Genomic DNA, 21,628 nt, shown 5'->3' on the forward strand with positions numbered 1-21,628 from the left:
GCGGCGAGCCCCCGGAGGGCCGCGCGGCGGACCCCGCCCACGTCCCCCGCGGGGCCGTCCGGGGGCTCGGCGCTCGGGTGGGGCGTGGGGGCGCGGGAGTCGGTGGTGCCTCGCTCGCCGGCGGTGACTCGTCTGTCGGTGGTGCCTCTCCTGTCGGTGGTGCCTCTCCTGTCGGTGGTGTCGCTCCCGCCGAGACCGACGCCTCCCGCGACGACGCCAGCAGCTTCTCCGCCGACCGCGCCGCCCCTCACGACGCCGCCGTCGACCTGCAGGCGACCGTCCTCCACATCGCCTGCACGCTCCGCGGCGATCCCGCGTGGTGGCAGGAGGCGCTCGCCGTCGGCGAGGAGCACCCCCTCGATCCCGTCCTGCGCCTGGTGGAGGCCTGCGTGCGGCCGGTCCCGGACGAGGAGTGGGAGGGCCGCCTGCGGCTCGCCGAGGACTCCGCGGTCACGGGCGACCCGTGGAAGACGGTCGCGCTGCACCTCGCCTGGTCGCTGCTCGAGGTCTCGGACGAGCGCCGCGACCGCCTCGCCGGGCTCCTCGACGGCGGGGAGGAGGCGGACGGCCTGCCCGGCGCCCTCGCCCTCCTCCGCCGCGGCACCGCCGCACTCGACGGCGGTCGCCTCGACGACGCCTCGGCCGACCTCGACCGCGCCGCCGCCCGCGCCGACGACCTGCCCGCCGTGCGCGCGCTGATCGACGCGACTCGAGCCCGGATCCACGCCCTGCAGGGCGACCGCGCACGCACCCTCGAGTGCGCCGAGCGCGCGACGGCCTGGGCGCTGCGGCACGGAGCGGCGTCGGTCGCCCGCGCCGCCGATCACGCCCTGTGCTCGCTCGACCTCGGCGGCGGCCGCTTCGAGGAGGCGCACGCCCGCTCCTCCTCCCGCGCCGGCGGCGACCCGCTGGAGCTCCTCGACGCAGCCGAAGCCGCCTCGCGCCTCCGCCTGCCCGAGCACTGCGCCGAGCTGGCGGCGGCCGCGGCGGACCTCGCCGCGCGGCCCCTCGCTCCCCGCGGGCGCATGCTCGCCCTCGCGGCGACCGCGGTCCTCGATCAGACCGGCGGCGCGGGCGCCCTCTTCGAGCGCTCCCTCGACCCGGCCTCCGAGGAGTGGCCGTTCGAGCGGGCGCGCGTCCAGCTCTGCCACGGCGAGTGGCTGCGCCGCCGGATGCGCCCGCTGGAGGCCCGCACCCGGTTCCGCCAGGCCGCCGCGGGGTTCGCCGCGGTGGGAGCCGAGCTCTGGCTCGCCCGCGCCCAGCACGAGCTGCGGGCGGCGGGCGGAGCGGGGGAGGCGCCGGTCGCCGCCGACCTCAGCGAGCAGGAGCGGCGCGTGGTCTCGCTGGCAGCTGCCGGCCTGTCGAACAAGCAGATCGCCCAGCAGCTCTTCGTCTCGCCCCGCACCGTCAGCGGGCACCTGTACCGGATCTTCCCCAAGCTCGGGGTGACCTCGCGGGCCGGGCTCCGCGACGCGCTCCTCAGCCTCGAGGACGCCCGGAGCGCGTGACGGAGCCGCAGGATCGAGTCATCCGACCTGGTGCCTGCCGCCACGGGAGGCGCATGCTGAGCGCATGACGTCGCAGCAGATGATCGACCCCTCCGTCCCGCCGAGCGGCCCCGGCTGCGTCGAGTGCGAGCAGTCCGGCTCGTGGTGGCTGCACCTGCGCCGCTGCGCGCTCTGCGGGCACATCGGCTGCTGCGACGACTCGCTGAACCGCCACGCGACGGCCCACTACCACTCGACGGGCCACGCGGTCATCCGCAGCTTCGAGCCCGGCGAGGACTGGTTCTGGAACTACCGGACCGACGACTACGCCGACGGCCCCGCCCTGGCCGACCCGCAGAGCCACCCGGCGAGCCAGACCACCCCGGGGCCGAAGGACCGCGTGCCGCGCGACTGGCATTACCTCCTCGCCGAGCGCGCCGAGCGCGGCTGAGCCGCGCGCCTCCGCGAGAGCGCAGGACTTTCGCGAGAGTCCAGGAGTTGTCGCACTCGGCATCGACTGCGACAACTCCTGGACAGTCGCCGGCCGCCGGCTCCCTGCGCACGTCCGCAGGCGGCGTGCAGACAGAAGTCGCCGTGCTCGCGACCGACCACGGCGACTTCTGGATGGTCGCGGCGGCCCGATGACGAGCGATCGCCACGAGGGTCCAGGAGTTGTCGCACTGGGCGTCGAGTGCGACAACTCTCGAGCAGTCGCGGCCGTCGGAGCCGCCGACACCCAACGCTCGTCCGCAGACGGCGAGGAGCCAGGAGTTGTCGCACTTGCGACCGACTACGGCGACTTCTGGATGTTCGCGGCGGCCCGCCCAGGAGCGATCGCCACGAGAGTCCAGGAGTTGTCGCACTGGGCGTCGAGTGCGACAACTCTTGAGCAGTCGCGGGAGCGGTCGCGGGAGCAGGTCGGAGCCAGCTGACCAGCCGGCGGCCGACGCCGCGCCTGATCGGCGTTCGTCAGCTCCGGACCCCGCCGGCCGAGCCCCGCCCCGTCACCCCCTCTCGACACCGTCCAGCGCCTCCGCCTCGGCGATCCGCAGCCGCATCTGCCGGTAGCGGTGGAACTGATACACCCCGTGCAGCACGGCGAGGACGACCGCGGCCGCCATCCCGCACGCGATCGCGGGGACCTCGTCCGCGCCGCTCTGCGTCAGCGCGAGCGCGACTCCGGCGCCCGCCACGATCGAGTTGACCACCGCGATCGCCGAGGACATCGTGAAGAAGATGCCCCGCCAGCTCTGCCGCCGGCCGATCTCGAGCAGCTCGTTCGGCGCGTGGCGGCCGCGCGGCACCGCGAAGTAGGCGCCCGCGCCCGGCAGCAGGGTCCCGTAGTAGCGGCGGATGCGCTGGATGGCCGTCAGCGCGGCGATGTCCTCCATCGAGGTCTGCACCAGCCGCTCGTAGGTGAACACCCCCAGCAGCACGACGACCGGGATGATCACCGCGAGGAACCCCATCGCGTACCGGGTCGGGGCGAGGAAGCCGAAGGCCACGAGCGAGCTGGAGAGCATCGTCAGGTAGAGCGAGGCGCGGCTGCTCGACTCCGTCACGGTGATGCCGCGGGCCGACTCCAGGACGAAGTGCTCGGTCAGCAGGGCGTTGAGGAACGCGGCCGGCCGGTCCGGGAGCGACGCGGCGGAGACGGCGGCCTCGGGCAGCGCGGGCGTGCGGGGAAGGTCCTCCTCGTCGAGGCGGTCGCTCGGCTCCGGATTCACGGCCGCACCTCTCGCGGGGGCCGCGCCTCTCGCGGGGCCGCCCCGCGACATCCGCTCTTCGAGTCATCCGACTCGCGCACCGGCTCCACCCGCGCGCCTACCGTCGGACGCGACGCCGAGCACCGCCACCGGGGCGCGTGCGCAGACACCGAAGGGCCGTTCATGACCGACACCCGCCACCTCCACTCGAACCAGCGAGACACCCTCGAGCGGCTGCTCGAGGACTCGCCGAGCCACAACGTCCTCTGGGCGGACGTGCTGACGCTGCTCGAGGCCGTCGGCACCGTCCACGAGAAGCACGACGGCGCCTTCTCGGTGACGGTCGGCTCGACGACCGAGACCCTCCACCGGCCGCACCACAAGGACGTGGACGAGCAGCAGCTCGTCGACCTGCGCCGCCTGCTCCGCGGAGCGGGGTACGGCGCATGAGCGCGGGGACGCCCGCCGACCTCGCCGGGTCGGCGGCCGAGCGCCTCCGCCGGCTGGACGCGCTCGACGCGGGGGCGCTGACCGAGGAGTGGCTGCTGCGCCAGCTGCGCCTCGCGCTCGGGGATCTCGCCGCGCTCGAGCCGGCCGCCGAGGCCGAGCAGGAGCGGCGCGAGGACTTCTGACGCGGCGGGCGGCCGTCCGGGGTGTACGCGGCCTGCACCCGGACGGCCGCCGGCCCGCACGCCGCAGCGCCGCCCCGCTCCGCCGCTCATCGCCCGGACGCCTCGCTGCGGGCGCGCAGCAGCACGCCGGCCGTCGCGGTCGCCGCCAGCACGAGCGCCGCGAACACCGTCAGCACGATCGTCGCGGCGACGAGATTGAGCGCCGCTCCCGCCGCCAGCGCGGGCACCGCGAGTCCCGTGTACGCGACCAGGAACACCACCGCCAGGGTCTCGCCCCGGCGGGCGGGATCCGCGAGGGCGACCGCCGTGCCGATCGAGCCCTTGAAGAGCAGCCCCACCCCGAAGCCCGAGACGACGGCGCCGGCGAGGAACACTCCCAGCTGCGGAGCGATCGCTCCGGCCGCGACCGCCGCGAGCCCGACCGCGCAGCCCGCCACCGCGATCGAGAGCTGCAGGCGCATCCCCACCTTCACGAGCAGCAGCTGGCCGAGGGCCGCGGAGGCGAACACGGCGAAGGACGTCGCTCCGGCCAGCAGGTGGTCGCGCACCTGGAAGGTCTGCACCAGGAACGTCGGTGCGAGCGAGGTGAAGAGGCCGAGGACGGAGAAGGCCGAGAACGCTCCGAACGCCGCGAGCAGGAACGCCCGGCGCGCGTCCGCCGGCACCGAGAGCCGCTGCGGCCGGTAGGGGGGCGCCGTCTCCGGTACGTCGACCGTCTCGGGCACGAGGAGCAGCGCCAGGCCCGCCACGAGCAGCGCGACCAGGAACACCTGGTGCGGCAGGAGGAGCGGATCGGGCAGGAACTCGGCGAAGACCCCTCCGAGCAGCGGGCCCAGCGAGAGTCCGCCGAGGTTCACCGCGCCCGAGATCGACGCGGCGACGATCGTGTTCTCGTCGGGCCGGGCGCGGGCGCGCAGCTCGCCGAGGTGGGCGGTCGCCGTGGCGGTGAGCATCCCGATGCTGACGCCGTTGACGAAGCGGGCGACGATCAGCCCCGGCACCTCCGTCGTCAGCGAGAAGAGCACGGCCGAGACCGCCGAGACGAGCACCGCGATCAGCAGCACCCGGCGGCGGCCGAGCCAGTCGCTGACGTGACCGGCGAGGTACAGGCTCACGATCACTCCGACCGCGTAGGCGGCGAAGACGACGGTGATCACGAACGGCGGGAAGCCGTCGAGCTGCTGGTAGAGCGGGTAGAGCGGAGTCGGCACCGTCGAGTACGCCATCACGAGCAGGAAGGTCGCGGCGACGATCCAGAAGCCGACGCCGTGGCGCACCGTCGGCAGTCGGCGGCTCACGAGGTCTCCTGCAGGTGGCGGTGGGCGAAGGTGACGGCCATCGCGCCCTCGCCGACGGCGGAGGCGACGCGCTTGACCGAGCTGCGGCGCACGTCCCCCGCGGCGAAGGAGCCGGGGACGCTGGTCTCGAGGTAGAACGGCGCCCGCTCGAGCGGCCAGTCGCGAGCCGCGTGCTCGCCGGCGAGGTCAGGTCCGGTCACGAGGTAGCCGCCGGAGTCGCGGACGATCGCGGTCTCCGCCGCCCACGTCGTGTCCGGCTCGCCCCCGATGCAGACGAAGAGGTGGGAGGTGGCCAGCGCCCCGTGCGCGCCGGTCGCCGAGTTCTCGACCTCGATCGACTCGAGGGCGTCGGCGCCGTGCAGGCGGGTGACGCGCGAGTCGAGCAGGATCGTCACGTTCGGCTGCCGGACGACGCGCTCCGCGAGGTAGGAGGAGAGGCTGTCGGCCAGATCCGGGCCGCGGACCAGCATGGTCACGTGCCGCGCGTGCGCCGAGAGGTTCATCACGGCCTGCCCGGCCGAGTTGCCGCCTCCGACGACCACGATGTCCTCGCCCTCGCAGAGCGGCGCCTCGCTCGTGCCGGCGCCGTAGTAGAGGCCGACGCCGAGCAGCTCGTCCTCGCGCTCGAGGCCGAGCCGGCGCCACTGGATGCCCGTGGCGCAGATGTTGGTGCGGGCGACGACGGTCGTCCCGTCGGCGAGCAGCGCGTGGATCCGGTCGTCGGCGAAGCGCCCGCGGATCCCCTCGCGCATCCGCAGCAGCTCGGCGCCGAACGAGACGGCCTGCTGCCGCGCGCGCTCGGCCAGATCGGCTCCCGCTATCCCGTGCGGGAAGCCGAGGTAGTTCTCGATCAGGCTGCTCGAGCCGGCCTGCCCGCCGATGGCCGAGCGCTCGAGGACCACGACCTTCAGCCCCTCCGAGGCGGCGTACACGGCGGCCGAGAGCCCGGCCGGACCGGCTCCGTAGATGGAGAGGTCGTACTCAGCGAGCCGCGGCGCGCCGACCCAGCCGAGCCGGGCCGCGACCTCGGCGAGCGTCGGATCGGAGGCACGGCTGCCGTCCGGGAACACCACGAGGGGGAGTGACGCGGTGGCGAGCGGATGCCCGGCGACGGCGAGGCACTGCTCGTCCGTGTCGATCGGCGTCCACGAGAACGAGACGACGCTGCGCGAGAGGAGGTCGCGGATCTCCCACGCGTCGCGGCTCTCGCGCCGCCCGTAGAGGCGGACCTGCGGGAGGTCCCCGGGCACAATCACGAGGCACGCCGCCGCTCGAGCCCGTCGCGGAACTTCATCAGCTTGAGGCAGAGGTGCAGCGTGCTGCGGGCGAGGCCGTCGTCGAGCGCGTCCCGGACCGCCTCGGGCAGGTTGTCGAGGCGGTAGTAGAGCGTGGTGCGGTGGATGTGGAGGAGCCCGCACGCCTCCCGCACACTGCCGCGCACGTCGAGGTAGGCCTCGACCGTCCGCCGCTGCACCTCGTCGCCCCGCTCGAGCAGCGTCGCCGCGGCAGGCGAGAGCGTGGCGAGCTGCGAGCTGTCCGCCCCGATCGAGGCGAGGAGCACCCAGGCCCCGAGCTCGGCGATGTCGGCCCGGCCGCGGCCGTCGGGCAGGGAGCCGACGATGGTCGCCGCGAGGGCGGCCCGCTCGGCGGTCGGGAGGAGGTCGTCGTCGCGGACGTCGAAGCGCGCCGAGCCGATCGCGTCGACGGCCGTGCCGCGGCCGCGCGCCTCGGCCCGCAGGACGTCGTCCGCCTCCGCGGCGGCCTCGGGCGCCTCCACGCTCACGAAGAACAGCACGCCTTCCTGGTCGCCGAGGAACGTCAGGCCGGAGGCGGCGCTCGCGTCGATCCGCCGCGCCAGCGCCGTCCGCTGCAGGGAGCCGGTCGGGCCGGTCAGCCGCACCGCGCGGACCACGGTCTGGGCGTCCCGGCGCAGCCAGCGGCGCTCCACCGCCTCGGCGAAGGAGGCGCGCCGGGTGCCGCCGTCGGCCGCCAGGAGCGCCGCGAGGACGTCTGCGCGCCGGGAGCTGCCGCCCGCCCGCGTCGAGGGGCCGAGGAGGCGGCGGATCGCTCCGACGGCCGCGTCGATGAGCGAGTACTCGGCCGGAGTGAGCGGCGCGGGCCGCTCCCGGGGGAGGAGGAGGGTCGCGAGCCGGCCCCGCGGATCCTGGACGGGGAACACGCCGTCGTGAGGTGCCTCCTCGCGCGCGCGCGTCGCGGCCAGCACCCGGCTCGAGGCGTCCTCGATCGTCACCGGGCGGTCGAGAGCCTGGGCGAGCTCGTCGGCGAGGTCCTGCAGAGTCATCGGCGGGGATCCGTGTGGGGGGCCATGCCGTGATCCTCGCGGAGGGAGCCCTCCCGAAGCGTGGCCCTTCCAGGCCCACCTTCCGCGTCGGATCCGCTGCCGGCCGCGATGAGACGCTCAGCCTCCGCTGCCGGAGCGGTCCCCGGGGAACCCGTCCGCGAGGAGGCGGTCGAGGACGTCCGGCCAGTCGAGCAGGACGCCGATGTGGCCTCGACCGGGCCGGATCGTGAGCTCCGCGGTTGGGTGGAGGCGGCGGATCCGCTCCGCGTGGGCGACCGGGACCACCCTGTCCGCCGCGCCGTGGTGGAGGAGGACCGGCGCCGTGAGGCGCGAGAGGTCGACTCCCCAGGGCATGACGAGAGCGAGGTCGTCGTCGACGCTCCCGCCCTGTTCGAGCTCCGAGGCGCGGCCGGCCTCTGCGCCGAGCGCCGTCAGCGGGCCGTCGAGGGCCGAGTAGTCGTCACCGGTGAACTGCTCCGGATCGAAGCGGGCCGTCTCCTCCCACTCCTCGCGCGCAGCCCGGCCGTCGCGCGCGCTGCGGAGAGCGCCCGGATCCTGCATGCCCTCGAACCACGCTCCGTCGTCGCTGAAGGGCGCCGGGCTGCCGAACGTCGCGACGCCCAGGACGCGATCACCTCCGAGAGCCCCGACGGCCAGCGCGTGCGGGCCGCCGCCGGAGTAGCCCGTCACCACGAAGCGCTTGATCCCGAGCAGGTCGGCGACGCGGAGCACATCGGCGGCCGCATCCGCGATGCTCCGTCCGGGAGTGCGCATCGAGCCGCCGAAGCCGGGACGGGCGACGGAGACGAGCCGGATGCCGCGCGCCGCAGCGGCGTCGACGTGGGGAGCGAGGAGTGCGCCGGTGTGCGGTGTCCCTCCGCACCAGACGACGACAGCGCGGGGGGCTCGAGTGCCGGGGAAGTCGTGGGCGACGAGCGTGCGCGAGTCGACGCGGAACTCGTGCCGGGACGTAGCGGCGTGTCCGGTCATGGAGGAACGGTAGCCGCATGTCGAGAGCAGTGCGCGTCGCCCGGCCCGACCGGGATGCGACGTCTCGTCGTAGGGTCGACGGGAGGGTCGGTGGACCCTCGGACGGGAGGGGTCCGCATGTCGATCGACGAGGTGTCCGACGGGATCGAGGCGGCCGCCGCGCTGCCGCACGTGCGCTCCGGCTTCTCCGGCGCGACACCGTACGGGATCGCGCAGCGCTTCGCCGCGGGGGAGCTGACGCGGGAGCTGGCCGTCGACGAGCTCGGCCGCTGGCGCTACCGATCCGGGTCGCCGAGCGACGGCTTCGACTGGACGACCCTCGACCCCGGGGAGTTCGAGGAGGTCCGCCGGGCCCTGTCCGATGGTCTGCTCGACGCCGCGATGTACGACGAGATCCTCGACCGGTACAGCGGGCAGGACTCCCGCGGCGAGAGCGCGGCGTCCGCGGAGGAGAGCGCATGAGCGCCGGCCCCCTGGACCTCGCCTTCACCGCTCCGATCGGCGTCACCGTGAAGGGCGACCTCTGGTCGTGCGTCGAGGTGCCCGGCTCCGTCGAGATGCTCGGCACAGGGAGGTCCGTGAAGGTGGTCGCCACCGTCGACGGCGAGCCGGTGACCGCGGGCCTGCTGCCGACCGGCACCGGCGGTCACATGCTGTCGATCAGCGCGAAGCTGCGGAAGACGATCGGCAAGGACCTCGGCGACGTCGTCACCGTCCACCTGACCGAGCGCCTGAGGTGAGTCCTCAGGCCGCCCCCGATGCGCGTGCGGATGGTTGACTCGATGGATGCGGAATCGAGTCCTGTTCGTCGTCGGGGTCACAGCGATGTTCGTCGCGCTGGTGCTGAGGCTGGTGTGGCCGGCCGGTGAGTTCGCCTCCGGCTTCTCGCTCGCCCTGCAGCTGAGCGGCATCCTGCTCCTCCTGGTCTACGGGGTGAAGCACTTCACGGGGCGGCCGCGCCGGAGCTGAGCGGCTCATCCCAATCGGGGGTGTAGAAGTTGGGGTCTGAAGCCGCCGGTCTCGAGCAGGCTTCGGGCGATGTAGTTGGTCAGGTTGCGGAACCCGAGTGCGGAGCCGCGCAGGTGTTCGAGCCGTCCGTTGAGCGCCTCGGTCGGCCCGTTGCTGGTGCCGGGTCGTTCGAAGTAGGCGAGCACGTCAGCGGCTCGCTTCTTCAGGGTCCGGCCCAGGGTGGTGAGCTCGGTGAGCACCTTGGGGACGCCGGCGCTGAGGTCGGTGATCAGCTTCTCCATGAGCTCGCGGCCACGTTGCCGGTCCTCGTGGCGATAGGCGGCGATCATGCGCTGGTAGACACCCCAGGTCGCCTCGACCTCGACGTGAGCGTCATCAACGAACAGCGCGCGTAGCCTGTCGCTCTGCTTGTCGGTGAGCAGGTCCGCGCCGGTGTGCAGACCGAGGCCGTCGAGTCGAGCGAAGGCGGTCAGGTCAGGGCGGCCGAAGCCGGCCGGCGGGGTAGCGTCGGACACGTCGAGGTCTTTCGGACGGATGGCGTAGGAACCTCCGTCGTCGGGAGACCTCGACGTCTATCTGCGGACCGACGCGCCCGGCCGACCTACACCGTCATCTGAGAAGACCCCTGAAACGTCTTCGCCGACGACGGGGCCGGCGAGGAGGAGGGCGCGGTGAGTTAGAAGAATGGAGCTTGCTCGGCTTCGACGCCGCCGCAAGCTCCGGTGAAACGGTCGGTACTGGTCGGTCGTCATCGGTCACCACCGGATGGCGGCGTCCTCCACGCTCGGCGTTTGCGCAGGTCAGCGGCTCGTTCGCCCTGTGGGCGGATCAAGCGATAGACGCAAAGCCGACGTGATTAGGTCGTCGGTTCGATTCCCACAGGCGGCTCCGGCGAACCGTTCTGGTGGTCGCGCGATGCCCTGGCCTCACGGCTCTGCCCGACACCGACGTCGCTCTCCTCTGCGACGGACCCCTCGCCGGCTGAGCGCTCGCGGCCGGCATCCTGTCCGTGTGCCGATAGGCCTCGCACCGCTCGGCAACGCAGCGTGGCTTTGCGTCGCGACCTGGCGACGGCTCGGCGGGGCGCGATCGTCTCGTGCGTTGGCGGACTACGGGAGCTTGGACGCGAGGACGTCGGCCGCCAGGATCTCGGGTGCTGCGCCGAGGAGGTGCTGGTTGGCCATCAGGGCTGCGACGATGGCGCCGTTGGCGTGGGCGTCGCGAGCGGCTTCGTCGCGGAATGCATCGAAGATCCAGAAGGTGTCGGCGTGGGTCCGGACCGCGAACCAGACAATCGTTCCTCCTTCTTCGTTGGCGAGTGCGACAGCGCCGGCGAGCAGATCGGCGACCGCGTCGTGCTGTCCATCGGCCGCGACGATCTTGGCGACGAAGGCATACGGAAGTGATGCGGGTGTGGACATGAGGGACTCTCCTTGACGTCGGGGTTCTTCGTGGGACGAGTTCAGCGTATGACGAGCGAGGGCCGGTGGGGAGTGGCGTATACGGCAGTATTGCTATTGTTTACGTCATGCGTATCGGACTGATCGCGATCGACGGCTGCTTCGGTTCGGCTATCGCGTCGATCATCGACATCGTGCGGGTGGCCGACGGAGCCCGCGGCGATGTCGACCCGCGGATCGACCCGATCGAACTCGCCATCCTCGGACCGAAACGGCGAGTGACCACGACGGCATCGATGACCCTGTCGGTGGACCACCCGCTGTCGGAGTCGGGAGAGTTCGACGTGGTCGTCGTCCCTGCGCTTGGAACCCTTACGGCCGCCGCTACCAACGACGTCCTCCAGAGCCGAGATGCTCGTTCGGTCATCGCCTCGCTCGGGCGCCTCGACGAGGCGACCACCCGGATCGCCGCGGCGTGCACCGGCGTGTTCGCTGTCGCCGAGACCGGACGGATGCATCATCGGAGGGCGACGACCAGCTGGTTCCTGGGGCCGGAGTTCCTGAAGCGCTATCCGACCGTCGCCCTCGATCTCGACACCATGGTCGTGGTCGACGGGAACCTCGTCACCGCCGGCGCCGCGTTCGCCCACATCGACCTCGCGCTCTCACTCGTGCGATCGATCAGCCCCGACCTGGCCCAACATGTCGCCAAGCTCCTCATCATCGACGAGCGTCCGTCTCAGGCGGCCTTCGTCGCCTACGAACATCTCCGGCACGAGGACCCGATCGTCGTCGAGTTCGAACGCTTCGTGCGCGCCCGCCTGGACGAACCGTTCAACGTCGCCTTCGTCGCGCAGTCGCTCGGCACCAGCCGGCGCACCCTCGAACGACGAGTCCGTGCGGCGCTCAACCTCACTCCGCTCGGCTTCGTCCAACGGCTTCGCATCGAACGAGCTCGGCACCTCTCAGCAACCACGGACTTCACCTCCGCCGAGATCGCGCTACGGGTCGGCTACGCGAATGCCGAGACTCTGCGCTCCCTCCTGCGCAGGGAGCGACGCCGTTCCTGACCTATCGCCATGCCTGTAGCCGGTGTCCTAGCGCTCGACTGGAACCACCTCTCAGCACGTCGCGTCGACGCTCCTGCGTCGCCCCTGGACGACCCACTCGACACGCCCGCAGCACAGGTCATGTGACGTGTCCCGGCTTCCCGGACGGTCGGGGTTGGGTGGCTGTGATGTCGCTGCGTTCTCGTCGAGGGGGTCAGCAGACTCGATCAGGGTCGACTGGGATGAGACGCGAAGGCGGTCAGGTCAGGGAGGCCGAAGCCGGCCGGCGGGGTAGCGTCGGTCACGTCGAGGTCTTTCGGACGGATGGCGGAGGAACCTCCGTCGTCGGGAGACCTCGACGTCTATCTGCGGACCGACGCTCCCGGCCGACCTACACCCTCATCTGGGAAGAGCCAGCTGAGCTCCGGAATCGGAGGAAGACCCGTGAGCGGAGCGGAGGAGCCGGCCTGGGCGGATCCGGAGCCGGAGGTCCACCGGGCGCTCGCGCGGTGGGCGGCGGAGTGCGCGGAGCGCGCCCTCCCCGCATTCGAGGAGTGGGACCCGGACGATCCCCGGCCCCGGCGCGCGCTCGACGTCCTTTTCGCGTGGGAGCGGGGCGAGGCTCCGATGACGGAGTGCCGCACGGCGGCCTTCGCGGCGCACGCCGCAGCCCGCGCCGCGACGCAGGCGGGCGAGCGGGCCGCCACCGCTGCCGCGCGGGCGGCCGGGCAGGCCACAGCCGTCGCGCACATGGTCGATCACTGCTCGCACGCCGCCGTGTACGCCGCGAAGGCGGTCGGGCTCCGGGGGAGCGACGCCGACCGGGACGCGGAGCGGCGCCACCAGTGGGAGGGCCTCGACCCCGCGCTGCGCTCCCTCGCCTTCCCGAAGGGGCTGTGACGCCGGCCCGGTGGACCTCACCGGGCCGACGCCCGCGCGCTCAGCGGTGCGCGGGCCGGAGCCCCAGCAGCGTGTCGACGATCACGAAGGCCGCGAGGCTCGCACCCAGGAGCGGGAGGAACAGCCCGAGCGCGGCGGCGACGACCAGGACGGACGCGACTCCCCACCACGGCGCGCGCCGGAGCGCTCCCCGGGCCGGCGGGGTGCCGCCGAGCCGTCGGGAACCGCGGGTGGGGCGGCGCTTCCACCACATCAGGTACCCGAGCACGACCATCGTGGCGATGCCGGCCGCGGTGACGAACAGCAGCAGCTGGTTGGGCAGCCCGAACATCGAGCCCATGTGCGTGTCGATGCCCCAGCGGGAGAGCTTGGCGACGAGGCCGAAGTCGGCGAAGTCGACCCGGTCGACGACCTGCATCGTGCTCCCGTCGATCGCGACGCCGTCGACCTCGGTCGGGAAGCTGCGCTGGATCTCCTGCACGACCCAGGCCGAGCCCTCCGCCGCGGGCGGACGGATCTCGACCAGTCCCGTGTTCACGTTGACCTCGCGGGCGACCGAGAGCACCGAGTCGTAGGCGGCCGGCGAGTAGCCCGCCGTCGACTCGACGGCGTCGCCGGTGGCCGCGCCGTGTCCGGCGTGCCCGGCGTGCTCGTCGGCCACCTCGCCGGTCCGGTCGCCGAGCGTCGTCCCCAGCGAGGGCGTGGTCCAGCCGACGGCGGAGCGGAGGGTCTCGAAGTTCCCGCCTCCGTACAGCGACCAGGTGATGCCGGTGGTCGAGAGGAACAGTGCGCCGACGAGCAGCCAGACGCCGGTGGAGGCGTGCCAGGAGAACAGGCGCTTGTAGCCGGTGGTCCTCGGCGCGGGGCGCAGCAGGTCCCTCTTCACTCGGGCGCGGCGGAGGCGGATGATCCAGAGACCCAGGCCGGCGAGGGCGACGACCCCCAGCCAGGAGGCGGCGAGCTCGCTGTAGGAGCGGCCGACGTCCCCGAGGTGCAGCGTCCGGTGCAGGTCGCTGACCCAGGTCCGCAGCGGCAGGGCGCCGCTCGTGCCGTACGCGGTGAGGTCGCCGCGGACGTCGGCGGTGGCCGGGTCGATGAAGACCGCGCGGGTCTCGCTGGCGCCGAGCGACGGGTCCGCGTACATCACCCGGGTGGTGTCGCCGGGGTTCGGGGCGGGGCGGACGGCGACGATGCTCTGCCCGCCTCCGGTGTACGCGTCGGCGGCGTCGATCTGGTCGGCCAGGGGCAGGTAGGTGTCCGCTTCCGGGGCGTGCAGCTCCTGCGCGTAGACGACCTGCTCGAGCTGCGGGGTGAGTGCGTAGAGCGCTCCGCTGGTCGCGGCGACGAGGATGAACGGCCCGACGAACAGGGCGGCGGAGAAGTGCAGGCGGAGCAGCAGCTGTCCGAGCCAGCCTGCGCTGCTTCTGTGCGGCGGGGGCGGGGTGTCGGCGGAGTCGCGGGGTCTCGTGGCGGTGGTGGTCATGCTTCTGGTCCTTCGGTGCTGTGGCGGGTGCCGGTGAGGGTCAGAGGAGGGTGTCGCCGATGTAGCCGCCCTCGACGCAGCCCGGCGGGATCGCGAAGACGGCGGAGCCGATCGGCGTCGTCCACTCGTTGAGCAGGTCCAGCTCGTCCAGGCGCTTCTGGATCGGCACGAACTGCGCGGTGACGTCGGCCTGGTACGCCGCGAAGATCAGCCCGGAGTTCGAGATGTCCTCGCCCGTCGGGGTGTCGTCGTAGTTGTAGGCGCGGCGGTGGAAGCGCTCGGCGGTGTTCTCCGAGCGGGCGCGCCTCATGTGCGAGAACTCCGGGATCACCGGGAAGCCGATGGCCGTCGTCGCCTCGAAGTCGGGCTCGTCGGCCTCCGCCGTCCCGGTGAGGGGCGCGCCGTTCGCGAGGGTCCGCCCGACGGACTGCTCGCGGCCGCTGCGGTCCAGGCGGTCCCACTTGTCGAGGTCCATCCGGATCCGGCGCAGCACCAGCCCGGTGCCGCCGACGAGCCAGCCGTCGCGGACCCAGACCAGCTCGTCGAAGTCGACGTCCTCGGGGCGCGGATTGACGGTCCCGTCGACCTGGCCGAACAGGTTCCGCATCGTGGTGCCGGCCTTCTCGGAGCCGTGCGCCCGGCGGAACCCGGTCTGGGTCCAGCGGACGGTCGCGAAGGTGCGGGTGTTCTTCAGCAGCATCCGCAGCGCGTGCGCGATCGTGAACGCGTCGTCGGCGTGGAACTGCAGCAGCAGGTCCCCGTCGTTCCACTGCTCCTCGAGCCGGTCGATCCCGAACGAGGGCAGCGGTGCCAGCCAGGCCGGCTTCGCCGCCTCGCCGGCCGCGAGGGACACGAGCCTCGGCCCGAACCCGAAGGTCACGGTGAGGCGGGCGGGGACCACGCCGAGCTCGGGCTCGGAGTCGGCCAGGGCCGGCTGCCCCTGGGTGAGGCGCGCGGCGTCGTCGGACAGGATGCGCAGCATCCGCCGCAGTCCGTCCCGGTCGGTGCTCTCGCGCAGATCGAGGGCGACGAAGGTCGCGTGCGCCTGCGGTGTCGCGGCGATCCCCGCCTGGTGCGCACCGTGGAAGGGGATCGTCTCGTCGCCGTTCAGCGCCGCGGCCGCTGCCGGCGCAGCGCCGCCGCGGCCGAGCAGCTGGTCCGCTCCGATCGCACCCGCCGCGCCGATGCCGGCGACTGCTCCGCCGAGGAGGAGCCGTCGCCGGCTGACGGCGCTGCGCGGGCGCTCGTCGGCGCTGTGGCCGGTCTCGCGGTCCTCGCTCATCAGCCCTCTCCGCCCATGTCCATGTCCATGTCGCCGCCCTCGTAGTTCTCGTTCGCGCCGGCGTAGTCGCGCGCCGGGACGGTGAACTCCGTCGTGGAGTCGTCCGAGAAGGTGAGGGTGACGGTGACCTCGTCCCCGGCGACGATCGGCGCGGCGAGGTCCATCAGCATGATGTGGTTCCCGCCGGGGGCGAGCTCGAGGCTGCCGCCGGCGGGGATCGTGAAGCCGCTCTCCTTGGCACGCATCACCATCTCGCCCGACTCGTTCGCCACGGTCTCGTGCAGCTCGAGCTCGGAGGACGCGGCGGAGGTGGCGGACACGACGGTGACGTCCTCGGTGCCGGAGTTCTCCAGCTCACCGAACGCGGCGGACATGCCGGAGTCGGCGGCCTTCACCCAGCCGTCGGTGATGGTCACCTCGGTCGCGGCGGGCGCGACCTCGGCGGAGGGGCTGCCGGAGGCTCCGGCACTGCAGCCGGTCAGGGCGAGCAGGGCTGCGGCCGAGAGGGCGGAGAGGGTGGTGACGTGTCGAGTGCGCATGGTGTGGCGCCTTCCTGTGAAGTGGTGCGGTGGGTGGAGGACGTCGGCGGTCACGACGACGTCCGGTCTTCGGTGGTGGTCGAGGGCCGCCCGCGGCGGCGGGTGATCAGGAGGAAGGCCGCGACGGCGAGGACCGCGCCGGTCAGACCGATGAGGACCGGTCGGAGGACGTCCGGCGGGGCCTGCGAGGAGGCGGCTGCGACGACGGTCGGCTCGACGGTCGGGGTGGATTCCGCCACGGCCGCGGCCTGCGCCGAGGCGCCGTCGCCGACGGTGAAGGGGACGACTCCCGCGATCGGGTGGCCGTCGGCGGAGACCACCCGCCACTTGAGGTCGTAGGAGCCGCCGGGAAGCGCCGCCTCGAGCGGAGCGGTGACCGTCGAGTCGGTCAGCTCGACCGGGCCGGAGACGTGGTCGATGCCGTCCATGTCGGTGACGAGGACCAGCGCGCCGATCGTGAGGACGTCCTCGGAGTACGTCAGCGTCACCTCCGCAGGCGAGTTCGTGAAGTGCTCACCGGAGCCGGGAGTGCTGCTGATCAGCTGGTCGTGCGCCTGGACGGGCCCGGCCGTCCCGATCAGGACGCCCGCCAGGGCGAGGGCTGCCAGCGCGGCGGGAAGCCGTCGCAGGGGTCGAGAGGTCATCGGTCGGTCTCCTTCGTGGTGGTCGGACGGGGAGTGCTCCGGCTGTCGAGCCGGTTCAGACGGTCGTTGTAGGCGGTGAGCTCGGCCTCGCCGTCGCGGTCGGCGCGCCGGTCGTAGCGCTTCGCGGTCCGCTCCTCGGAGCGCACCCACTGCGCGACCACGACGAGGGCGATCAGCACCATCGGGATCTCGCCCGCCGACCAGGCGATCCCTCCGCCGACGCCCTGGTCGGCGAGCAGCGCCTCCGTGTCGGTGTACCCGAGCGCGGTCCACCAGGACGCGGCCAGCACGGTGGTCTGCGACATGATCGCCAGGCCGAAGAAGGCGTGGAACGCCAGCGTCGCGAGCATCACCAGCAGCCTCAGCACGTGGCCGGGCCGGTTCGGGCCGGGGTCGACGCCGATCAGGACCCAGAAGAAGAGGTAGCCCGTGGCGAGGAAGTGCAGGGTCATCAGGACGTGGCCCTGGTGGCTGAACATCGCCCACTCGAACCAGCCGGTGTAGTAGAAGACGACCAGGCTGCCGGCGAAGAGCACGGCGGCGACGGGCGCCCGCGACAGCACGGCGAGGTAGCGGGAGTGCACGACGGCGAGGATCCACTCGCGCAGCCCGCGCCCGCCGTCGCGGCGCACCGGCAGCACCCGCAGAGCGAGCAGCACCGGTCCGCCGAGCACGAGCAGCGGCGGCACGACCATCATCAGCAGCATGTGCTGGATCATGTGGGTGCTGAAGTGCACCTGCCCGTACACGGCCGGGCCGCCGCTGGTCGTGTAGGCGAGGGCCGCGCAGCCGGCCACCCAGGCGACGGTGCGCCCGAGCGGCCAGGCGTCGCCGCGGCGCCGCAGCCTCAGGACCGCCGACACGTAGAGGGCGGCGCCGACGACCGCGATCCCGAGCCAGACGGCGTCGAGGTGCCACTGGTCGAGCATCCGCTCGGGTGTGACCTCGGGCGGGTAGCGGAAGCCGAGCAGACTGCGCCGCACGTCTCCGCTGATCGGGTCCTGCGAGACCGGCGGCGCGCTGTTCGAGAGCGCCACCGAGACGCCGATGGTCAGCGCCATCACCACCACCTCGCCGACCGCGACCGCGACGAACGCGCGGCGGTCGGCCGGGTCGGCGCGCAGCCGCGGGATCAGCCGCAGCCGGTGCCCGAGGCCCGCGCCGCCGAGGGCGAGCAGCGCGACGGCCTTGACGATCAGCAGCTGCCCGTAGGGCGCGCCCAGGTCGCCGAGGTCCTCGATCCGGAGCGACGCGTTCACCAGACCCGAGAAGGCGACGGCCCCGAACGCCCAGCCGGCCAGCACGGAGTAGCGCGCGACGACCACGCCGAGCTGGGCGCCGACGGTCCGCCGCAGCAGGATCACCGCGGCGAGCCCGCCGGCCCAGGCCGTCACTCCGATCAGGTGCACGGCCAGGCTGTTCACCGCGTTCGCGTGCTCGTCGGCGCCGGCGGCGTGCCCGGAGAGCGAGAGGGGGAGCAGCGCCAGCACCGCGATCGCGGTCGCCGCCGCCACCCAGGCCAGCCGCCGCGAGAACAGGGTGAGGAGGAGGACGGCCGTCGCGCACGCCGTCGAGGCCACGAGCGTCTGCCCCAGCTCGATCTGCGTGGCGTAGAACACGAGCTGCGTCCGGAAGCCCGGCGCGTCCAGCGGCTGCCCGATCGTGTTCGCCGCCGTGAACACGAGGACCGCGATCGCGGACGCCACCCAGACCGCGGCCGACCAGGTCGCCCAGCGCAGGGCGCGGTTCTGCGAGTACGAGACGACGCCCGGCGCGATGCGCTGCCCGGGCAGCAGGAAGGTGGCCGCGGTGAGCAGGCCGATGGTCAGAGACGCGGCGGAGTCGTGCAGGACCCGCGCGATCGGCAGGCCCCGCGTCACCAGGTCGCCGGGGTCGATCAGCCGCGTCGCCACCGAGAACGCCCCGGTGTACGACAGGCCCAGCAGGGCGACGGCGACCGCCGCCGGTATCGCGAGCAGGAGGGACGCCTCCGCCCCGCGGAGAGGAGCGGCGAGCGGCCGCTGGGGCGGGAGGAGGTCGTCGTCGACCGGTGTCGATGCTTGTGCCACAGGCGTGGCTCCCTTCACGGGCGTCCCCGAGGGGACGCTCCACAGACCCCTCCGCCGGCGCGCAGGAGCGCCGGGCCAGGACGATCCGTCCGGGAGGAGTCGCCGAGACGCCGACCGGCCGGCGTCCCTCGGAGACCCCTGCGGGGGAGGAGACGGGTCGGTCAGACGCCGCGGGGACCTCCGGGGAGGTCCTCGCCGCGGCTCGCGTCGATGATCAGGAGGCGGGCTGCAGAGGGGGGCCGCGCCGCAGCGCCGCCTGGGGGAAGACGCCCGAGGCGAGGGGGAGCACGTCGCGCAGCTCGAAGGAGGAGCGTCGCGCGGGTCGAGGAGCGGCCACCGGAGTCGGCAGGACCCGCACCAGGCGGGTGACGAGGTGGCTCGTCGTCGCGGCGACCCTGACGAGGAGGGACTCGCCGCGGTGGAGCGCCGCGGTCGTCGCGACGGCGGCGACGAGGTGAGCCGCCCACATCGAGGAGCCGGTCATCCCGCTGTGCGTCATCGCCGCGCTGACGTCGATCACGGCACCGTGGTGCGCGTGCAGGGTCGGCGCATCGACCGGCCCCGCGAAGGTCCCGATCGTGAAGAGCGTGTGGAACAGGAACTGGCTGACTCCCACCGAGACCGCCAGGCGGACCAGGGAGAGCCTGCGCCCGGCGAGCGCCACGCACACCAGCACCGACAGGACGAGCGGCATCGCGACACCGAGCGGGCCCGGGATCTGGCCGCCGCCGGCCACGTGTGAGAACAGCGCGACGAGCGTCGCCACCGTCGCCGCGACGACACCCCGGAGGGTGCGCAGCGGGCGCGACGACGACATCTCCCCAGTGTCGCAGATGCCTCCTTCCCGCGGAGGACCGCTCTCGGGCGAGAGGGGCGGCCGGCCGACGGTTCCTCTCAGCGGGCCGCGGAGGCTCCGGGGCGTCACTTCTCGGGCCGGACCACCAGCCCGACGCCGCCGCCGCGCCGCACCGGTTCGGCGACCGCGGTCATCCGGCCGGAGGGGTCGACCTCGATGGCGGCCACCGCGCCGATCTGCGCGGCCGAGGTGAAGGTGTCGCCCGAGGGGACCAGCTGCTGGCCGAAGGGAGCGAGGTCGTCGGCGTACGCCTCGATGAACTCGGGCTCGGCCGAGGTCGTCGCGCCGTTGCGCTGGGAGGCGCGGGGCGCTGCCACCGCCTCGGGGAGCGTCATGCCGAGGTCGATGCGGTTGACCAGGGTCTGCAGGACCGTCGTGATGATCGTGGATCCGCCCGGCGAGCCGACGACGAACCGCACGTCCCCGCCGTCGAGCACGATCGTCGGCGACATCGACGAGCGCGGGCGCTTGCCCGGCTCGATCCGGTTCGGGTCCCCGTCGACGAAGGTGGGGGAGAAGTCGGTCATCTCGTTGTTGAGGAGGAAGCCGCGGCCGGGGACGGTCATCGCCGAGCCGCCGGTCTGCTCGATCGTGAGCGTGTAGGAGGCGGCGTTGCCCCACTTGTCGACGACCGAGAGGTGGGTCGTGGAGATGTTCTCGGTGTCCGACTCCTCCGCGGCGGGGGCGGTCGCGCATCCGGAGCCGTCGAGAGCGCCGGGCGCGACCGGGCGGACGGAGGCGGTCGCCGGGTCGATCGTGCAGTCCCGCGAGTCCGCGAACTCCTGGCTGAGGAGCGTCTCGGTGGGCACGTCGACGAAGGCGGGGTCGCCGACGTAGGCGCCCCGGTCGGCGAAGGCGCGGGCGGACGCCTCGAGGTAGAGGTGCAGGGCGCTGCCGGTGTCCTCGGACGCGAGGTCGTGGTTCTCGAGGATGTTGAGGGCCTCGGCGACCGCGATCCCGCCGGAGGAGGAGGGTGCCATCCCGTAGACGTCGAGTCCGCGGTAGGAGACGCGGGTCGGCGCCTGCTCGGCGACCGAGTAGGCCGCGAGATCGGCGGCCGTCATCGTGCCGGCCGGGGCGGGGAGGTCCGCCCCCTCGGCGATCCGCGGGTTCTGGACCGTGTCGGCGATCTCGGCGGCCAGCGCGCCCTCGTAGAACGCGTCCGGCCCGTGGACGGCGATGGAGGTCAGCGTCTTCGCGAGGTCGAGGTTGCGGAAGGTGCTGCCCACCTTCGGCGCGTCCCCACCGGGGAGGAAGAGCTCGGCCGTGTCGGGGAACGCCTGGAACCGCTCGAGGTTGTCGAGCGTCTGGTTGCGGAAGGTCTCGTCCACCCGGAAGCCCTTCGCCGCGAGCGCGATCGAGGGCGCCAGCACGACGGGGAGCGGCAGGGTGCCGAAGCGGTCGACCGCGGTGTCCCAGGTCGCCACCGTGCCGGGCACGCCGACCGCGACGCCGGAGGAGACGAGGTCCGGGGTGAACGGGTACGGGGCTCCGGTCGCGGGGTCGAGGAACGCGTCCGAGGTGATGCCGGCCGGCGCTGTCTCGCGTCCGTCGATGGTGCTGACCTCGCCGGAGGCCTTGTCGAAGTAGACGAAGTACCCGCCTCCGCCGATGCCGGCGCTGTAGGGCTCGCTCACGCCGAGGGCGGCTGCCGTGGCGACCGCGGCGTCAGCTGCGTTGCCGCCGCGCTTCAGCACCTCCATTCCCACGCGGCTCGCGTTCGCGTCGACGCTCGAGACCGCTCCGCCGTAGCCCACCTGCGTCGAGGGCGAGATCAGGGGTCCGCCGAGGAAGTCGCGGATCTTCTCGGGCGTGAGCCCGCTGTCCTTCAGGTACCCGGAGACGGGCCTGTCGAGAGCGGTCGCCGGTGCGGCACCCGCCACTCCCACTGCGACGACCGCGACCAGCGCGATCGCGATCCTGCGGAGCACGGGTGTCGTGGCCATGGCGTTCCTCCATCGGAACTCAGTGGTGCGCGGTCGGCGATGCGGGTCCCCCCAACCTAGGGGCGGGATGGGGGTG

General features: G+C 73.2%; 22 protein-coding genes and 1 pseudogene. 9 read left to right on the top strand and 14 right to left on the bottom strand.

Going from position 1 to position 21,628, the window contains the following annotated elements; all coding sequences use genetic code 11:
* Both C5C49_RS15730 and C5C49_RS15735 read left to right on the top strand, forming a co-directional pair.
* A partial coding sequence (locus C5C49_RS15730) for a LuxR C-terminal-related transcriptional regulator (RefSeq protein WP_219814602.1) occupies window positions 1–1,508 on the top strand: 1,508 nt, incomplete at its 5' end.
* 64 nt (window positions 1,509–1,572) lie between these two features.
* Complete coding sequence (locus C5C49_RS15735) at window positions 1,573–1,938, top strand: UBP-type zinc finger domain-containing protein (RefSeq protein ID WP_104346540.1); 366 nt, start codon at window positions 1,573–1,575, stop codon at window positions 1,936–1,938.
* 553 nt (window positions 1,939–2,491) lie between these two features.
* Here the strand turns inward: C5C49_RS15735 and C5C49_RS15740 are convergent.
* Complete coding sequence (locus C5C49_RS15740; protein WP_104346541.1) at window positions 2,492–3,214, bottom strand: hypothetical protein; 723 nt, start codon at window positions 3,212–3,214, stop codon at window positions 2,492–2,494.
* A gap of 162 nt (window positions 3,215–3,376) precedes the next feature.
* On the opposite strand from C5C49_RS15740, the gene C5C49_RS15745 reads away from it, so the two are divergent.
* Entirely contained in the window at window positions 3,377–3,643 is a 267-nt protein-coding gene (locus C5C49_RS15745) for a hypothetical protein (protein WP_104257441.1), read from the top strand.
* A complete protein-coding gene (locus C5C49_RS15750) occupies window positions 3,640–3,825 on the top strand; it encodes a hypothetical protein (protein WP_104346542.1) in 186 nt (61 codons plus the stop codon). Before C5C49_RS15745 ends, C5C49_RS15750 begins: the two co-directional genes overlap by 4 nt.
* An 86-nt stretch (window positions 3,826–3,911) precedes the next feature.
* Here the strand turns inward: C5C49_RS15750 and C5C49_RS15755 are convergent, their stop codons facing one another.
* From C5C49_RS15755 to C5C49_RS15770, 4 genes are all read right to left on the bottom strand, one after another.
* Window positions 3,912–5,123: an MFS transporter gene (locus C5C49_RS15755; protein WP_258068486.1), complete on the bottom strand. Its 1,212-nt coding sequence runs from the start codon at window positions 5,121–5,123 to the stop codon at window positions 3,912–3,914.
* A complete protein-coding gene (locus C5C49_RS15760; RefSeq protein WP_219814603.1) occupies window positions 5,120–6,373 on the bottom strand; it encodes an NAD(P)/FAD-dependent oxidoreductase in 1,254 nt (417 codons plus the stop codon). The genes C5C49_RS15755 and C5C49_RS15760 overlap by 4 nt, the downstream gene beginning before the upstream one ends.
* A gap of 2 nt (window positions 6,374–6,375) precedes the next feature.
* Entirely contained in the window at window positions 6,376–7,425 is a 1,050-nt protein-coding gene (locus tag C5C49_RS15765) for a helix-turn-helix domain-containing protein (protein WP_104346543.1), read from the bottom strand.
* A 117-nt stretch (window positions 7,426–7,542) separates the two neighbouring features.
* Window positions 7,543–8,415 (bottom strand): alpha/beta fold hydrolase, encoded by an 873-nt coding sequence (locus tag C5C49_RS15770; protein ID WP_104346544.1) that lies wholly within the window; start codon window positions 8,413–8,415, stop codon window positions 7,543–7,545.
* A 117-nt stretch (window positions 8,416–8,532) separates the two neighbouring features.
* Between C5C49_RS15770 and C5C49_RS15775 the strand changes: the two genes are divergently transcribed.
* From C5C49_RS15775 to C5C49_RS15785, 3 genes are read left to right on the top strand one after another with little or no spacing between them, the layout of a single operon-like run.
* Complete coding sequence (locus C5C49_RS15775; RefSeq protein ID WP_104346545.1) at window positions 8,533–8,877, top strand: hypothetical protein; 345 nt, start codon at window positions 8,533–8,535, stop codon at window positions 8,875–8,877.
* Window positions 8,874–9,155: a DUF1905 domain-containing protein gene (locus C5C49_RS15780; protein WP_104346546.1), complete on the top strand. Its 282-nt coding sequence runs from the start codon at window positions 8,874–8,876 to the stop codon at window positions 9,153–9,155. The genes C5C49_RS15775 and C5C49_RS15780 overlap by 4 nt, the downstream gene beginning before the upstream one ends.
* 46 nt (window positions 9,156–9,201) lie before the next feature.
* The gene (locus C5C49_RS15785) at window positions 9,202–9,384 is read left to right on the top strand and encodes a hypothetical protein (RefSeq protein WP_104224784.1); all 183 of its coding nucleotides are present in this window, start codon (window positions 9,202–9,204) and stop codon (window positions 9,382–9,384) included.
* A gap of 5 nt (window positions 9,385–9,389) precedes the next feature.
* Here C5C49_RS15785 and C5C49_RS15790 read toward each other — a convergent pair.
* Both C5C49_RS15790 and C5C49_RS15800 read right to left on the bottom strand, forming a co-directional pair.
* Window positions 9,390–9,824 (bottom strand): annotated as a pseudogene (locus C5C49_RS15790) (transposase); the annotation flags it as partial.
* Between the two features lie 669 nt (window positions 9,825–10,493).
* A complete protein-coding gene (locus C5C49_RS15800) occupies window positions 10,494–10,805 on the bottom strand; it encodes a putative quinol monooxygenase (protein ID WP_104346547.1) in 312 nt (103 codons plus the stop codon).
* A 107-nt stretch (window positions 10,806–10,912) separates the two neighbouring features.
* Between C5C49_RS15800 and C5C49_RS15805 the strand changes: the two genes are divergently transcribed.
* Together C5C49_RS15805 and C5C49_RS15810 are read left to right on the top strand one after the other, a co-directional pair.
* A complete protein-coding gene (locus tag C5C49_RS15805) occupies window positions 10,913–11,854 on the top strand; it encodes a GlxA family transcriptional regulator (protein WP_053548963.1) in 942 nt (313 codons plus the stop codon).
* Between the two features lie 423 nt (window positions 11,855–12,277).
* Window positions 12,278–12,733: a putative immunity protein gene (locus C5C49_RS15810; protein ID WP_104346548.1), complete on the top strand. Its 456-nt coding sequence runs from the start codon at window positions 12,278–12,280 to the stop codon at window positions 12,731–12,733.
* A 40-nt stretch (window positions 12,734–12,773) separates the two neighbouring features.
* Here C5C49_RS15810 and C5C49_RS15815 read toward each other — a convergent pair whose 3' ends face one another.
* The 7 genes from C5C49_RS15815 to ggt all read right to left on the bottom strand — a co-directional run bounded on the left by C5C49_RS15815 (window position 12,774) and on the right by ggt (window position 21,552).
* Complete coding sequence (locus tag C5C49_RS15815; protein WP_104346549.1) at window positions 12,774–14,216, bottom strand: PepSY domain-containing protein; 1,443 nt, start codon at window positions 14,214–14,216, stop codon at window positions 12,774–12,776.
* A 40-nt stretch (window positions 14,217–14,256) separates the two neighbouring features.
* Window positions 14,257–15,498, bottom strand: coding sequence for a Dyp-type peroxidase (locus C5C49_RS15820; protein WP_104346550.1), 1,242 nt, complete (start codon window positions 15,496–15,498; stop codon window positions 14,257–14,259).
* Window positions 15,498–16,037, bottom strand: a complete 540-nt coding sequence (locus C5C49_RS15825; RefSeq protein WP_104274074.1) for a copper chaperone PCu(A)C — start codon at window positions 16,035–16,037, stop codon at window positions 15,498–15,500. Before C5C49_RS15825 ends, C5C49_RS15820 begins: the two co-directional genes overlap by 1 nt.
* A 50-nt stretch (window positions 16,038–16,087) precedes the next feature.
* Window positions 16,088–16,681 (bottom strand): copper resistance protein CopC, encoded by a 594-nt coding sequence (locus C5C49_RS15830; protein WP_104250440.1) that lies wholly within the window; start codon window positions 16,679–16,681, stop codon window positions 16,088–16,090.
* Window positions 16,678–18,750, bottom strand: coding sequence for a cytochrome c oxidase assembly protein (locus tag C5C49_RS15835; protein ID WP_258068487.1), 2,073 nt, complete (start codon window positions 18,748–18,750; stop codon window positions 16,678–16,680). Before C5C49_RS15835 ends, C5C49_RS15830 begins: the two co-directional genes overlap by 4 nt.
* 214 nt (window positions 18,751–18,964) lie before the next feature.
* The gene (locus C5C49_RS15840; RefSeq protein ID WP_104227432.1) at window positions 18,965–19,567 is read right to left on the bottom strand and encodes a hypothetical protein; all 603 of its coding nucleotides are present in this window, start codon (window positions 19,565–19,567) and stop codon (window positions 18,965–18,967) included.
* 104 nt (window positions 19,568–19,671) lie between these two features.
* On the bottom strand, window positions 19,672–21,552 hold the full coding sequence (gene ggt, locus C5C49_RS15845) for a gamma-glutamyltransferase (RefSeq protein WP_104346552.1): 1,881 nt from the start codon (window positions 21,550–21,552) through the stop codon (window positions 19,672–19,674).
* Window positions 21,553–21,628 lie beyond the last annotated feature (76 nt).

This window comes from Rathayibacter sp. AY1E2 (assembly GCF_002932325.1).
Taxonomy (GTDB): Bacteria; Actinomycetota; Actinomycetes; order Actinomycetales; family Microbacteriaceae; genus Rathayibacter.